This is a genomic window from Arthrobacter sp. 3Tela_A, assembly GCF_049311025.1.
Lineage (GTDB): Bacteria > Actinomycetota > Actinomycetes > Actinomycetales > Micrococcaceae > Arthrobacter_B.
This window is the reverse complement of record NZ_JAXIOM010000028.1, coordinates 31126-46634: the sequence shown is the minus strand read 5'-3', so window position 1 is coordinate 46634 and position 15509 is coordinate 31126. Positions and strand designations below refer to the sequence as shown.

Annotated in this window: 7 protein-coding genes; 1 reads left to right on the top strand and 6 read right to left on the bottom strand. The window is 65.7% G+C overall.

Annotated features, from left to right (window positions below; translation table 11 throughout):
• Positions 1–327: 327 nt before the first annotated feature.
• The 3 genes from glgB to TVC13_RS10005 are packed head-to-tail and all read right to left on the bottom strand — an operon-like array spanning position 328 to position 7951.
• Complete coding sequence (glgB, locus tag TVC13_RS10015; protein WP_422401064.1) at positions 328–4134, bottom strand: 1,4-alpha-glucan branching protein GlgB; 3807 nt, start codon at positions 4132–4134, stop codon at positions 328–330.
• Entirely contained in the window at positions 4131–5900 is a 1770-nt protein-coding gene (treS, locus tag TVC13_RS10010; RefSeq protein WP_422401063.1) for a maltose alpha-D-glucosyltransferase, read from the bottom strand. The genes glgB and treS overlap by 4 nt, the downstream gene beginning before the upstream one ends.
• On the bottom strand, positions 5894–7951 hold the full coding sequence (locus tag TVC13_RS10005; RefSeq protein WP_422401062.1) for an alpha-1,4-glucan--maltose-1-phosphate maltosyltransferase: 2058 nt from the start codon (positions 7949–7951) through the stop codon (positions 5894–5896). Before TVC13_RS10005 ends, treS begins: the two co-directional genes overlap by 7 nt.
• A gap of 191 nt (positions 7952–8142) precedes the next feature.
• Here TVC13_RS10005 and glgP point away from each other — a divergent pair, with 191 nt between their 5' ends.
• Positions 8143–10767 (top strand): alpha-glucan family phosphorylase, encoded by a 2625-nt coding sequence (gene glgP / locus TVC13_RS10000; protein WP_422401061.1) that lies wholly within the window; start codon positions 8143–8145, stop codon positions 10765–10767.
• Between the two features lie 45 nt (positions 10768–10812).
• Here the strand turns inward: glgP and glgX are convergent, their stop codons facing one another.
• From glgX to cysS, 3 genes are all read right to left on the bottom strand, one after another.
• On the bottom strand, positions 10813–12921 hold the full coding sequence (glgX, locus tag TVC13_RS09995) for a glycogen debranching protein GlgX (protein ID WP_422401060.1): 2109 nt from the start codon (positions 12919–12921) through the stop codon (positions 10813–10815).
• A 29-nt stretch (positions 12922–12950) separates the two neighbouring features.
• On the bottom strand, positions 12951–13937 hold the full coding sequence (gene rlmB, locus TVC13_RS09990; protein WP_422401059.1) for a 23S rRNA (guanosine(2251)-2'-O)-methyltransferase RlmB: 987 nt from the start codon (positions 13935–13937) through the stop codon (positions 12951–12953).
• Between the two features lie 100 nt (positions 13938–14037).
• Positions 14038–15483: a cysteine--tRNA ligase gene (cysS, locus tag TVC13_RS09985; protein WP_422401058.1), complete on the bottom strand. Its 1446-nt coding sequence runs from the start codon at positions 15481–15483 to the stop codon at positions 14038–14040.
• Between the last annotated feature and the right edge of the window lie 26 nt (positions 15484–15509).

Sequence of the window (15509 nt, the reverse complement as noted above, 5' to 3'; positions counted from 1 at the left end):
CACCCACGGGGTGGGCAGGACAGCCAATTCAACCAATCAATAAATAATCGGTATCAATAAACTTGGCACACTATTGAGTTCTCAAACAACAGGCACATCCGGCACCGGGAGAGCTACGATTCCGTGGAATCTTGTGCTCTCCGTCGCTCCGGAGCAACTTTTCTAGCTTAGTACCTCTCGGCGGTCGGTGTCAAACCGGCCGTTTTCGCGATACTCGCTGTGGTTCTTACTTCCTCCGCGCTTCCCGGTTCCCCGTTCTGCGCGGATATAAACTCTAGCACGGTTTTGGGGAGGCATCGACCACCTCCCCAAAACCGTTCCCGTGAACTACTTCCGGGGCGTCAGGTAGAGCAGGCCCAGGGGCGGAAGCCGCAGCGCGGCAGATGCCGGCTGGCCTTCGAACCCGCCTTCTTCCGCGACCACCGCGCCCATGTTCCCTACCCCGGAGCCGCCGTACTCGGTGGCGTCGGTGTTCAGCCTCTCGACCCATTCCCCGGCCCATGGCAATCCCACCCGTATTCCCTCGTGCGGGGCGCCGGAGAAGTTGGCAATGCAGACGAGCGGATTGCCCTGGCTGTCCCAGCGGACGAACGAGAGCACGTTGTGCGCGCCGTCGTTCTCGTTGATCCACTGGAAACCGGATGGATCGTTGTCCCGGGCGTAGAGCGCCGGGGTTTCGCGGTAGATGTCGTTGAGCTCCCGGACCAGCAGCTGGACGCCGCGGTGCTGCGGCGTTTCAGTGAGGTACCAATCCAGCCCGTACTGCTCGGACCATTCCGCTTCCTGCCCGAACTCAGTACCCATAAAGATCAGCTGTTTGCCCGGATGCGCCCACTGGAAGGCCAGGTAGGCGCGGACGTTGGCCAGCTGCTGCCACCGGTCCCCCGGCATCTTGCGGAGCAGTGATCCCTTGCCGTGCACCACTTCGTCATGCGAAATGGGCAGCAGGAAGTTCTCCGTGAAGGCGTAGACCAGGGAGAACGTGAGCTTGGAGTGGTGGTACATCCGGTTGATCGGGTCCTCGGACATGTACTCGAGGGTGTCGTTCATCCACCCCATGTTCCATTTCAGTCCGAAACCCAGGCCGCCGGTGTCGGTGGGAGCTGTGACGCCGGGGAACGCCGTCGACTCCTCAGCGATCATCACGATGCCCGGTACCCGCCGGTAGGCGGTGGCGTTGACTTCCTGCAGGAAGGAGATTGCTTCGAGGTTCTCCCGGCCGCCGAACTGGTTCGGCCGCCACTGGTCCGCCGGGCGGGAGTAATCCAGGTAGAGCATGGAGGCAACGGCGTCCACCCGCAGGCCGTCAATGTGGAACTCCTCCAGCCAGTAGATGGCGTTCGCCACCAGGAAGTTGCGGACCTCGCGCCGGCCGTAGTCGAAGATCAGCGTTCCCCAGTCGGGCTGCTCGCCGCGCATCGGGTCGCCGTGTTCGTAGAGCGGCTGTCCGTCGAAGTTGGCCAGCGCCCAGGAGTCCTTCGGGAAGTGCCCCGGCACCCAGTCGAGGATGACGCCGATGCCGGCCTGGTGCAGGGTATCGACCAGGTACCGGAAGTCATCCGGGTGCCCGAAACGCGCCGTCGGAGCGAAGTAGCTGGTGATCTGGTAACCCCAGGAACCGCCGAAGGGGTGCTCGGCCACCGGCATGAACTCCACGTGGGTGAAGCCCTGCCAGGTGACGTACTCGGCGAGCTGCTTGGCCAGTTCGCGGTAATCCAGGCCGAGGCGCCAGGACCCGAGGTGCACTTCGTACACGCTCATGGGCGAGTTGTGCGGGTCCCGTTCGGCGCGCGCTGCCATCCAGTCCTGGTCTTCGAACCGGTAGGTGGATTCGACGACGCGTGAGCCCGTGAGCGGCGGCGCTTCGGTTCCCTTGGCCATCGGGTCGGCTTTCTCCCGCCACACCCCGTCCTGGCCGAGGATTTCGAACTTGTACCGGGATCCTGGCTCCACATCGGGGATGAAGATTTCCCACACGCCCGTGCTGCCCAGCGAGCGCATGGCATGGACGCGCCCGTCCCAGGCGTTGAAGTCGCCCTCCACACGTACTGCCTTGGCGTTCGGCGCCCACACTGCAAAGCTAACGCCGTCCACCTCTCCCAGGACGGAGTTGTAATGGTGCGGGTTGGCACCGAGCACGGTCCAGAGTTTCTCGTGCCGGCCTTCGCCGATGAGGTGGAGATCCATTTCGCCCAGGCTGGGCAGGAAGCGGTAGGGGTCATCCACTCTGATCGGAGGAACGCCCTCGTACGTAACCTCCAGCCGGTAATCGGGCACCTGCCCGGGAACCGGCGCCGGCAGCGTCCCCACCCAGATGCCGTTGTGCTCATGGTGCAGCGCAACCCGGCCGTCGGGCGTGATGGCGGTGACTTCGCTCGCCAGCGGCCGGAGCGTGCGGATGGTCACAGTTCCGTGGTCATCCAGGTGCGCGCCGAGTACGGCGTGGGGCTGGTAGTAGCTGCCGTTGGACACGGCATCCAGGATGTCCTGGGCTACCGGCAGCGGGCTGCCGGTTCCGGCGACCGGTGCTGCCGCGCCCGTACCGGAGACTGCGGCGGGGGCCGCAGTGGCAGTGCCCGACGCCGGCACGGCAGCGCTGTCCGCCGGCTTGCCGGGCGCGGTGGTCCCGGGCTGGGCGGGGTCGGAATCTGGGGTTGTGTTCACGGGGCTTGTTTCCTGTCCGTTCGGCGGGTTTTGCTGCAACCGGAGTTCTTCGAGGACCTGCCGGGCTGCTGTTGCCGGCACCTCAATCCAGGCCGGCCGGTTGCGGATCTCGTAGACGACCTCGTACAGGGCCTTGTCCAGCCACAGCGCAATGAACAGCGGGTCCGCACGGTTGATCTGCGTGCCGGTTTCCTTCTCGTAACCGCGCAGGAACGCGTCCGCGGCGGCCTGCGCCCAGACGGCAGCCTGGATCCTGCGGGCAGCGTTCTCGTCCAGGTCTTCGGGTCCCGTCCCGGCGGAACCGATGACTGCCACCGCAGCTGCGTAGTCGATGGAGCGGAGCATCCCGACGACGTCGCGCAGGGCGACGTCGGGCACGCTCCGTTCGGCGGCGGGCCGGAGCGGCTCACCTTCAAAGTCCAGTACTGTCCAGCCCCGGGCCGTTGAGTGCAGCACCTGGCCCAGGTGGTAGTCGGCGTGGATGCGCTGCAGGCTTGGCAGGGACGGCAGCTGTTCCACTGTCTCCAGCAGCCGTTCGAAAGTTTCGTCGTAGGGGCCCACGTAGCTGCGGGCTTCCTCCCATTCCCACTTCAGCCTCCGCACCAGGGAGGTCAGGAACTCCTGCTGTTCGGCCGGCGTGGGATGGTGCGCACCAAAAGCCGCTTCAAGCTGTGAGTGGATCCGCCCGGTCACGGCACCGAGTTCCTCGGCTTCGGCAGAGAAGTCGCGGCCGGCGACGGCGGCAGACGATGCAGTGCGCCAGGCATCCTCGCTGTCGGGGATGAACTCGCGCAGCACGCTCACGTCTCCGGTCACCCAGGTGCCTGCGCCGGCGTCGTCGTAAACGTCCTCCCAGCTGCCGGTAACCCAGCCCAGCGTAGCCGGCACGTCCTCGGAGCCGCCCTCTGTGAGTTTGGCGCTGACCAGCACATCCGGGCTTTCCCCGGCGGCCAGGACACGGTAGAACTTCACGATCACCGGTGCCTTGTCCGTCAGGGCGATCACTGACGTGTTGGACTGTTCGCCCTTGAGCACGCGGATGGGCAGCGTGTCCGTAAAGGCGTCCCAGTCGCCGAACCCGTCCAGCGCGTAGCCGTGGGTGCGGCCGTCCAGCGAGCTGGACTGGGAGCGCATGGATTCAAGCCAGGCAGTGACGAAGACCGGGTCGGCCGTCGCGTCATAAAGCCATTGCCTGCCTCTGTCCGGGTGTTCCACGATGCCCAGCAGCGAGGAACCCAGCTCCTCCACGGGGTCGGCCCGGGTACTGACCGGCACGCTGATGACGTCCACGCGGCGCCCGGATTCCACCGAGACGAAGTGCACGTGCATCTCGACGGCGCCGGCAGGGTCGGCCAGCTCTATCCCCCCGACACGGCGCAGGACCACATCCTTTCCCTTGGCCGGAAACCATCGCTGCCGGGGCAGCCAGGCAGTGAGGAGTTCGGGCAGGGTCGGGATGGTGTCTGTCATTTCGACGTGGCCTCCGATGCGAGTATCAGCGGGATTGCTTCCGTTTGGGGCGAGCTGGTGTTGGATCTCGCCGAGCGCAGGCGCAGCCAGTAGAAGTCGTGGCTGCCCAGGGTCAGGGTCAGTGAACCGTCCTGCCCGAAGGTGGGGAAAGGCGTTCCGCCGAAGGCATCCCGCAGTCCCCGCTCGGCGAACTCCGGCAGCTTCACGGTGGCGGCCACCGGATGCTGGGAAAGGTTGAAGATGCAGAACATGGTCTCCCCCACCTCGCCTTCGGGGTTGTCCTCCGGCAGTTCACGCAGGAACGCCAGGACGGCCTCGCTGTCCGTGGGGACGTTGCGGTAGGAACCCATGCCGAAGGCGGGATGGGTCTTGCGGACCATGATCATCTGCCGCAGCCAGTGCAGCAGCGAACTGGAGCTGGCCAGCTGCGCCTCTACGTTTACATGGTTGTAGTGGTAGACCAGCGACTGCACTACCGGAAGGTAAACCTTGCCCGGGTCTGCGGTGGAGAAGCCGGCGTTGCGGTCCGGGTTCCACTGCATGGGGGTGCGTGAGGAGTCGCGGTCTTCCAGCCAGATGTTGTCTCCCATGCCAATCTCGTCCCCGTAGTACAGGAACGGGCTGCCGGGCAGCGAGAGCAGCATCGCGTGGATCAGCTCAATCTCCGCGCGGGAATTATCCAGCAGCGGTGCGAGTCGACGCCGGATGCCGATGTTGGCGCGCATCCGGGAGTCCGGCGCGTACCAGCCCAGCATGGCCTGGCGTTCCTCGTTGGTGACCATTTCCAGCGTCAGCTCGTCATGGTTGCGCAGGAAGGTGCCCCACTGGCCGCCCTGGGGAATGTCCGGTGTCTCTTCCATGGTCTGGATGATCGGCGCAGCCTTCTGGTCACGCAGTGCGTAGAACAGGCGCGGCATGATCGGGAAGTGGAAGCACATGTGGCATTCCGGTCCGGTCTCGTCGCCGAAGTACTCCACCACTTCGTGCGGCATCTGGTTAGCTTCCGCCACGATCACCCGGCCGGGGTAGTTTTCATCCACCATGGTCCGCAGGTCCTTCAGGAACCGGTGGGTTGCCGGGAGGTTCTCGCAGTTGGTTCCGTCCTCTTCGAAGAGGTACGGGATGGCGTCCGCACGGAAGCCGTCGATGCCCTGGTCCAGCCAGAACCGGACGACGTCGAACACCGCCTCGACGACCTTCGGGTTCTCAAAGTTCAGGTCCGGCTGGTGGCTGAAGAACCGGTGCCAGTAGAACTGCCGGCGCACCGGGTCGAAGGCCCAGTTCGATTCCTCCGTGTCCACGAAGATGATTCGGGCGTCTTCGTACTTCTGATCGGTGTCGGACCAGACGTAGAAGTCGCCGTACGGACCCTCCGGGTCATTGCGGGACTCCTCGAACCAGGGGTGCTTGTCCGAGGTGTGGTTTAGCGGCAGGTCGATGATCACCCGAAGACCGCGTGCGTGTGCCTCGGCCACCAGGCGCTTGAAGTCACTGATGGTGCCGAATTCGCTGAGCACATCGTAGTAGTCGGAGATGTCGTATCCGCCGTCACGCAGCGGGGACTTGAAGAACGGCGGCAGCCAGAGGCAGTCCACGCCCAGCCACTGGAGGTAGTCGAGCTGGGAAATCAGGCCGCTGAAGTCGCCGTTCCCGTCCCCGTTGGAGTCGCGGAAACCGCGCACCAGCACTTCGTAGAAGACGGCCTTGCGGTACCAGTTCGGGTCATTGGTCAGCCCGGGTGCGTGCAGCTGGAACGGATTTACCATGCTGACCCCCTCCGCACGGCGAACACGTGTGCCGGTTCGTAGTGCGCGTCCAGGCGTACGTAGTTGTACTGGCCCCAGCGGTAACTGGCACCACTGATCAGGTCGTCAACCCAGAAGGTGCCGTCCTCGTTGAAGTCCTGCGGATCCAGATGCAGGGCATCCAGGTCCAGGGTTACGGTGCACTCGCGTGCACTGTGCGGGTCGGTGTTCACCACGATGATGAGCGTGTCCTTACTGCGTGGGTCGGAAAGGTCGACTTGCTTGTGCTTTGAGTAGGCCACCGTGGCCTCGTCGGTACTTGAGTGCACGGTGAGGTTCTGCAGGTCTCCCAGCGCCGGGTGGTCGCGCCGGATCTGGTTCAGCCGTGTGATGTACGGCGCCAGGCTACGGTTCTCGGCTTCGGCAGCCGCAAAGTCGCGCTGCTTGTACTCGAATTTCTCGTTGTCGATGTATTCCTCGGCCCCGGGGCGCGCTACGTGTTCGTAGAGTTCGAAACCCGCGTACATCCCCCACAGCGGGCTGGCCGTAGAGGCGAGCACCGCACGGATCTTGAACGCGGGCGGGCCGCCGTACTGGAGGAACTCGGTGAGGATATCCGGGGTATTCACGAAGAAGTTGGGCCGGAAGAACGCCGCCGTCTGGTGCGAGACCTCGGTGAAGTACTCCTCGATTTCCCGGCGCGTGTTCCGCCAGGTGAAGTAGGTGTAGGACTGCTGGAAACCAGCCATGCCCAGCGCGTGCATCATAGGCGGACGGGTGAAGGCCTCGGCCAGGAACACTACGTCCGGGTGCTGCTTGTTAACGGTCCCGATCAGCCATTCCCAGAAACGCAGCGGCTTGGTATGCGGGTTGTCCACGCGGAAGATCTTGACGCCGTGGCTGATCCACATCAGCACGATCCGCAGGATCTCCCGGGACAGTCCCTCGTAGTCGTTGTCGAAGTTCAGCGGGTAAATGTCCTGGTACTTCTTCGGCGGGTTCTCCGCGTAGGCAATGCTGCCGTCCACCCGGGTGGTGAACCACTCCGGGTGTTCTGTGACCCAGGGGTGGTCCGGGGAGGCCTGCAGCGCCAGGTCGATGGCAACCTCCAGGCCCAGCCCCGCGGCCGCCTCGACGAAGAAGTCGAAGTCTTCAAATGTGCCCAGGTCCGGATGGATCGCGTCGTGCCCGCCTTCGGGGGCGCCGATTGCCCAGGGCGATCCGGGGTCCTGCGGTCCGGCTACCAGGGTGTTGTTCGGCCCCTTGCGGAAGTTGGTGCCGATGGGGTGGATCGGCGGAAGGTAGATGACGTCAAAGTTCATCCGGGCAACCCGGTCCAGGCTGCGGGCCGCAGTGCGGAAGTTGCCGGAGGTCCAGGACGCGGTGGCCGGGTCAAAGGACGCACCCTCTGAGCGGGGAAAGAACTCGTACCAGGCGCCTCGCCCGGCCCGGTCCCGTTCCACCTTGATGGGGAAACGCTGCGAGGAGGTGACCAGATCACGGATCGGTTCCCTCTCCAGCACCTGGGTGAGTTCGGGCCGGCCGGCCGCGGCGAGGCGCATTCCCGGGTCCAGGGCCGTGTCTTCCAGCACCCTCGCTGTTTCGCGCAGCACGGCGGCATCTGCCTCGTCCCGGCCCTGCGCGGCAGCTGTGAACAGTGCCGCGCCTTCGGCCAGCATAAGTTCGACGTCGATTCCCGCGGCGATTTTCACCTCTGCATTGTGGTGCCAGGTGCCGAATAGGTCTGCCCAGCCTTCCACTGTGAACGTGTAGTCGCCGGTGCCTTCCGGGCGGAGCAGACCTTCCCAGCGGTCCAGTCCCTGCCCTACCGGGTGCATACGCCGCCGGGAAACTTCCTGGCCCTGGGGGTCATAAAGCACGGCTGTGACCCCTACGAGGTCATGGCCCTCGCGGAAGACGGTGGCCCCGATAACGAGGTCTTCTCCCGGGACCGCTTTAGCGGCAAACCGGCCGCACTGGATCACCGGAGACACGTTAAGGATTGGAATCCGGCCAAACCGGAGTTCCGTGGCGGGCTGGACATCAGATGGCAACGCGCTGGATGTGGTCACAGACTAGACGTTAGCGACAATCAGGGCAGATTGCTAAGGGCACGTACTTTTTACCGCATCACCACAGGTCAGAGGCAGCATGTCCGGAATCCGCCCAAGTCCGGGCGGGGTAGGAGGAAATGCGGTTAAATCCTTGTTGCTTTTGTGTGACTGACAACACTCGCCCGGCGTTCTGCGCTAGCCTAACGGGGGTGAAGGCAATCCGAAGGTTTACCGTCAGAACAGTCCTCCCCGACAGCATTGCGCCGCTGGCCAGGCTCGCCGGCAACCTGCGCTGGAGCTGGCACCAGCCCACCCGGGACCTCTTTAGGGACCTGGACCCGGACATTTGGTCGGCCAGCGGCCACGACCCGGTGCGCGCACTCGGAATGGTCAGCCGCCAGACCCTGGAACGGATCTCGGGCGACCCTGACCTGGTCGAGCGCATCCGCTCCCTGGACGAGAACCTCGAGCACTACCTCACCGAGCCCCGCTGGTACCAGTCGCTCGGCGAGGACGCACCCCGTTCAATCGCCTATTTCTCCCCCGAGTACGGCATTTCTGCCGTACTCCCCCAGTACTCCGGCGGGCTGGGCATCCTGGCCGGCGACCATTTGAAGTCTGCCTCGGATCTGGGCGTTCCCCTGATCGGGGTGGGCCTGCTCTATCAGGCCGGGTACTTCAAACAGTCTCTCTCCCGTGACGGCTGGCAGCAGGAAACCTACCCCGTCCTTGATCCCAACGGCCTGCCGCTGACCCTGCTGCGCGAGGAGGACGGAACCCCTGCCCGTATCAGCCTGCCGCTGCCGAACGGCCGGCACCTGATGGCGCAGATCTGGCGCGCCGACGTCGGGCGTGTTCCGCTGCTGCTGCTGGATGCGGACGTGCGCGGGAACGACGACGCCGCCCGCGGCATTACGGACCGGCTTTACGGCGGCGGCGGAGACCACCGGCTGCAGCAGGAACTGCTGCTGGGCATGGGCGGAGTCAAGGCGCTGCGCGTCTACGAACGCCTCACCGGTTCGCCTGCCCCGGAAGTCTTCCACACCAATGAGGGCCATGCCGGCTTCCTCGGCGTGGAGCGGATCCGGGAGCTCATGGACACCGGAATGCACTGGGAGGAAGCGCTGACCGCGGCCCGGGCATCCACCATCTTCACCACGCACACTCCGGTTCCCGCCGGCATCGACCGCTTTGATGTGGGCGAGGTCCGGCACTTCCTCAACGCCGGCCTGGCCCAGTCCGTGCCCACCAACAAGGTGCTGGCCCTGGGCTCGGAGGACTATGAGGGCGGGGATCCGAACGTCTTCAATATGGCGGTGATGGGACTCCGCCTGGCCCAGCGGGCCAACGGCGTGGCCAAGCTGCACGGCCAGGTGTCCCGCGCCATGTTCTCCGGCCTCTGGCCAGGGTTCGACGTCTCGGAAATCCCGATCACCTCCGTAACCAACGGCGTGCACGTGCCCACGTGGGTGGATCCGGAGCTGACCCGGCTGGCGCAGGAGGAATTCGGCGTCGCCACCGTGCACGACCGCGATTGGACCCGTGCCTACGAAGTAAGCGACGAGCGTCTGTGGGACCTGCGGCGCCGGCTGCGCAGCAACCTGATCGACGACGTCCGCCGCCGGGTCCGCGCGGCATGGCGGAAGCGCGGCACGCCTGACGCGTCGCTGGGCTGGACTGACGACGTACTGGACCCGGACATCCTGACCATCGGCTTCGCCCGGCGTGTGCCTACCTACAAGCGCCTGACGCTGATGCTGCGGGACCCCGCCCGGCTCAAGGCACTGCTGCTGCATCCGGAGCACCCGGTGCAGCTGGTGGTGGCGGGCAAGTCCCACCCCGCCGATGAGCAGGGGAAGCGGATGATCCAGGACCTGGTGCAGTTCACCGACGATCCCGAGGTACGGCACCGGATCGTATTCCTGCCGAACTACGACATCGCAATGGCACGCACCCTGTTCCCCGGCTGCGACGTCTGGCTGAACAACCCGATCCGGCCGCTGGAGGCCTCCGGCACGTCCGGCATGAAATCGGCCATCAACGGCGGGCTCAATCTCTCCGTGATGGATGGCTGGTGGGATGAGATGTACGACGGCGAGAACGGCTGGGCCATCCCGTCAGCCAATCCCCGCGAAGGTATCCACACGCGGGAGCTGTACACGGCCGACCAGCGCGACGACATTGAAGCTGCCGCCCTGTACGACCTGCTGGAAAACACCGTTGCGCCAATGTTCTACGGCCAGGAGCCGTCATCGGACGCGGGCTCCGCCGGTCCGTCGGAAGCGCCGCAGGACGCCCTGCCGCACGAATGGCTGGAAATGGTCAAGCACACGCTGGCGGAGCTCGGTCCGAAGGTTTCCGCTAACCGGATGCTGCGCGACTATGTCAACAACCTCTACCGTCCGGCGTGCCAGTCCGGCCGGGCTGCCGCCGCGAACCAGTACCAGGCGGCGAGGGACCTCGCCGCCTGGATAATGCGGGTCCGTGATGCCTGGGGCGGCGTGGCCGTGGAGCATGTCGATTCGATCGGCATCTCTGACGCTCCGCAGATAGGGGACCGGCTCACCATCCAGGCCTACGTCAGCCTGGGCTCGCTCAAACCCGAGGATGTGGTGGTTGAGGCCGCCTACGGGCAAGTCTCCGAGACCGATACCCTCAGCGACCACCAGCTCCTGGAGCTCAGCGTGGCGGAGGACCTTGGCTCCGGCCGGTACCTGTACTCGGGAGACATGCACATCGAACTGGCCGGTCCGTTTGGCTACACCGTGCGTGTACTGCCGGATCATCCGGGGCTCGCGTCGAAGGCCGAACTGGGCCTGGTGGCAAACGCCTAAGCCGCCGGAGTCCGGTGCGCCGGGAACATGATGCGGTAAAGGGAATCAGATGCGGTAAACGCTGACGGAGTTCCCGGCCACCCGGTCCTTGTCTCCGCAGGCCAGCCGTGCACCTCTGCGGTGCCCTTCGGGGTCGGCGGTGGCGAAGAGCAGTTCGTACAGGTGTCCTTCGTTGGCAGTCACTCCGGCCTCGTCCAGTGTCCGGCGTGCCGGAAGCACAACGTCTTCGGCGTCCCGTCCGCCGTTCACAACCACCAGTCCGGCGCGCTCCCCCTGCCCCGAACCGATCAGCAGCTGCAGTACCCGGCAGCCGGGATCATGCCAGGCAGCGTCCGTCATCGGCTCACCGGCGGCATCGAACCAGAGCAGGAACGCATCCCGCGGATCAGCGGGAAACGCATACGGCTGGCGGGCCAGGAATTCACGGCGCAGGCGCAGCAGCGCCGCGGTAGCTGCGAACATGCGCTTCGCGGCGTCGTCGTCCTCCCAGGAGAGCCACGCAGTCTCATTGTCCTGGCAGTAGGCGTTGTTGTTTCCGCGCTGGGTGCGTCCGGTTTCGTCGCCGGCGGTGATCATGGGCACGCCGACGGAGAGCAGCAGGGTGGCCATCAGGTTCCGGGCGGTCTGCTCCCGGTGTGCGCGCACCTGCGGATCGCTGGTTTCGCCTTCAACTCCGTGGTTCCAGCTGCGGTTGTGGCTTGAGCCGTCGCGGTTCTCTTCACCGTTGGCGTGGTTGTGCTTGTGGTTGTACGCGGTGAGATCCGCCAGGGTGAACCCGTCATGGGCGGTCACCAGGTTCACGGAGGACAGCGGGGTGCGGTCCGAACGGGCGAACAGCTCCGCAGATCCGGCCAGGGCAGTGCCGAGCCGGGCGAGTGAGCCGGCTGGCTCCCCTGCGGTGAGGGCTGCCTGGTCCACCAGCCAGAAGTCCCGGGCTGTGTCACGGAAGTGGTCGTTCCAGTCGGCCCAGCCGGGCGGGAAGTTTCCGGTCTGCCAGCCGTCCGGGCCTAGGTCCCAGGGCTCGGCAATCAGTTTGATCCCGTGCATTACGGGATCTGTGGCCAGTGCCACCAACAGCGGGTGCCTTCGGTCGTACCGGTTGTGCGCGTCCCTTGCCAGCGTAGGTGCCAGGTCGAAGCGGAATCCGTCCACGTGGTACTCGCGGACCCAGTAGCGCAGGGAGTCCAACGCGAGCTGGATGACCCGCGGTTCGCTGAAATCCAGACTGTTGCCGCAGCCGGTGGTGTCGATGTACCGGCCCTCGGCGTCGTGCCGGTAATAGGTCTGTTCACCCAGGCCGCGCCAGGACAGGGCAGGCTCACCCTGGCTGCCTTCGGCTGTGTGGTTGTAGACGACGTCGAGGATTACCTCGATCCCCGCCGCATGCAGGTCCTTCACCATGGTCTTGAACTCGTCCTGCACGGCCTGCGGGCCGGCCGCCTGAGCTGTGGGCGTGGCGTAGTCCATGTGCGGGGCAAAGTAGCCAAGGGTGTTATAGCCCCAGTAGTTCTGCAGCCCCAGTTCCCGGAGATGGCGTTCATCGATGTGGAAATGGACCGGCAGCAGCTCCACCGCCGTGATGCCCAGTTCCCGCAGGTACCGGATGGTTTCAGGGTGGCCCATGCCGGCATAGGTGCCGCGCAGGTCCGGCGGCAGGGCCGGGTTCAGCTTGGTCATGCCGCGGACATGGGCTTCATAGATGACCGAGTCCCGCCACCGGATGTGCGGGGACTCGTCCCCGTCCCAGTCAAAGCCGCTGGACGTGGCGATGGAGAAGTACAGCGGTTTCTCTCCCCGCCGCTCGACGGTGTCGATGCCGCGCCCGTAGGGGTCGAGGAGGAGCTGAAAAGACCCGGGCTCGGCCGGCAGCGGATTTCCGTGGCCCCAGAACCCGTAGCGGATTCCGGGACGCAGGCCCTCTACCCGGCCGTGGTGCACTCCGTCGGAGCGGCGCCCGAGCAGGGTGGAAGTCCACTGCCCGGGCTGCGCTTCGAACCAGACGTCCACGGCCTCGAGGCCGGGCGCGTAGACGGATACGTTGACGGCACCCGGAACATCCGGGACGCCCGCCACGCTGTCGTGGACTCCCAGGGGAAAAGCCCGGGAGACGCGTTCAGACGGAGTCTGCCTACCTCCGGTTACAACATGTGCCATGCTGCCTCTTCCCGCGCGCCCGCTTAGGTTCAGGCGGAGCGCTGACGTGAAACTTCGTACAGGGTGATCCCGACTGCCATGGAGGCGTTCAGGGATTCCATGGCGGAGTCGATCGGGATGGAAACAATCTGGTCGCAGTTTTCTCCGACCAGGCGGGACAGGCCCTTGCCCTCGGAACCAACCACTATGCAGACCGGTTCCTTGGCCAGTGCCAGGTCCGGAAGCGAAACGTCGCCGTCGCCGTCCAGGCCCAGGACAAAGATGCCCATCTTCTTGAAGGTCTTCAGCGTGTTGTTCAGGTTGCCGGCGCGTGCCACCGGAACCCGCACGGCTGCGCCGGCGCTGGTCTTCCAGGCCGAGGCGGTGACGCCTACGGAGCGGCGCTCGGGAACGATCACGCCGTGGGCGCTGAACGCCGACGCCGAGCGGATGATTGCGCCGAGGTTGCGGGGGTCGGTGATGCCGTCCAGGGCGACGAAGAGCGGCGCGTTGGCGATATGGCCCTTCTTCCAGGCCTGGATGGTTTCTTCGGCCAGGTCGATCGGATCTGCGTATTCGTACGGCGGGATCTGCAGGACCAGGCCCTGGTGGACGGCCTCGTTGGTCATGCGGTCCAGCTCGGGCTTGTGCGTCTCCATGACGGGCAGGCCGCGCTCGGCTGCCATCTTCAGGGATTCGCGGACGCGGTCGTCCATGTCGATCCGCACGGCCACGTGCAGGGCCTTCGCGGGGATGCCGGCGCGCAGGGCCTCAACCACCGAGTTGCGGCCGGTGACCACTTCTTCAGCCACCTTGCCGCGCGCAGGGGCGTTGCGGCCGCCGGGCCGCTGTCCGCCGTGCTTGGCAGCGGAGCGTTCGGCCAGCTGCTTGCTCTTGTACGCCTTGTGGTAGGGCCGGTCTTCAGCCTTGGGCGTCGGGCCCTTGCCTTCGAGGGCTTTGCGCCCGAGGCCGCCGGTGCCCTGGCTGGGGCCCTTTTTGGCTTTGCGAATCGCGCCGGGTCGTCCGTGGTTGGCCATGGGTAATACACCTTAAGTAGAAGAAAGCACTACTTCTAGTCTACGCAGGCCTGCCAAACCTGTGTGCCGGGCCCCGGGGCTGTTAGCCCAGAGCTAACGCCTAGCCCTGGCCCAGGGACCAGACAGCGCCGTCTGCCGTGTCCTCCACGACGACGCCGGCGGCAGCCAGTGCGTCCCGGATGGCATCCGCGCGGGCCCAGTCCTTGGCGGCACGTGCCTGGCTGCGCTCAAGGAGCCGGTCCTGGATCAGGCTGTCCAGCGCTGCGTGTTCCGGACCGGCCGTGGTGCCTGAGGACTGGACCGCGTCCAGGCCCAGCACGGCGGTCATGGCCCGGACCTGGAACAGTGCGGTGCGCACGGCCTCGGCGTCCGACGCCGCCAGGGCAGTGTTGCCGGCCCGCACGGTTTCGTGCAGCACGGCCAGTGCCTGCGGAACGTTGAGGTCGTCATCCATGGCTGCGCCGAATGCTTCGGGAAGGTGCTGCGGGCCGGCGGCAGCGCCGTCGTCCCCCGCCTTCGCTGCGGCCTTTGCGATGAATCCGTCGATCCGTTCCACGGCGGCGGCAGCTTCCTGCAGCGAAGTGGGCCGGTAGTCCAGGACGGAGCGGTAGTGGGCCTGCCCCAGGTAGTAGCGCACTACGCGCGGGGAGGCTTCGGCGAGCATCTGCGCCGGGCTGATGGTGTTGCCGATGGACTTGGACATCTTCTCGCCTTCGAAGGTGACCATGCCGTTGTGCATCCAGAAGTTGGCGAACCCGTCCCCCGCCGCCTGGGACTGTGCCATCTCGTTCTCATGGTGCGGGAAGCGCAGGTCCAGCCCGCCGCCGTGAATGTCGAAGGCCGGACCGAGGTACTTGGTGACCATGGCGGAGCACTCCAGGTGCCAGCCGGGGCGGCCGCGGCCCCAGGGGCTGTCCCAGGCGGCGGTCTCCGGGTCGGTGTCCTTGTGGCCCTTCCACAGCGCGAAGTCCCGCGGATCGCGCTTGCCGCGCGGATCGGCGTCGGGCGCTGCCTGCATGTCATCAATGTTCTGCCGGGTCAGGGAGCCGTATGCGGGCCAGGACCGGACGTCGAAGTACACATCGCCGGAATCGTCCAGGGCAGGGTAGGCATGCCCGGCGTCGATCAGGCGCTGGATGAGGGCGTGCATTTCGGGAATGTGCCCGGTGGCGCGCGGTTCGTAGGTGGGGCGCTGGACGCCCAGGGTGTCGTAGGCGCGGGAGAATTCCTGCTCGAAGCGGTACGCCAGCGCCCACCACTGCTCATCCGGGACGACGCCGTCGCTCGCTTCCGCGCCTACGGACGCGGCAGCCTTGGCCAGGATCTTGTCATCTATGTCGGTGACGTTGCGGACGGTGGTTACCCGGAAACCGCGGGCCTGCAGCCAGCGCGTGAGCTGGTCGAACGCGATGGCGGAACGGATGTGCCCCACGTGCGGCAGTCCCTGAACGGTGGCACCGCAGTAGTACAGGCTGACCTGCCCCGGAACGAGGGGCTCAAAGTCCCGGACCTGCGCGCTTGCTGTGTCATAGAATCTCAGGCTCACTGCTCTAGGCTACCGCGTGGCACTCA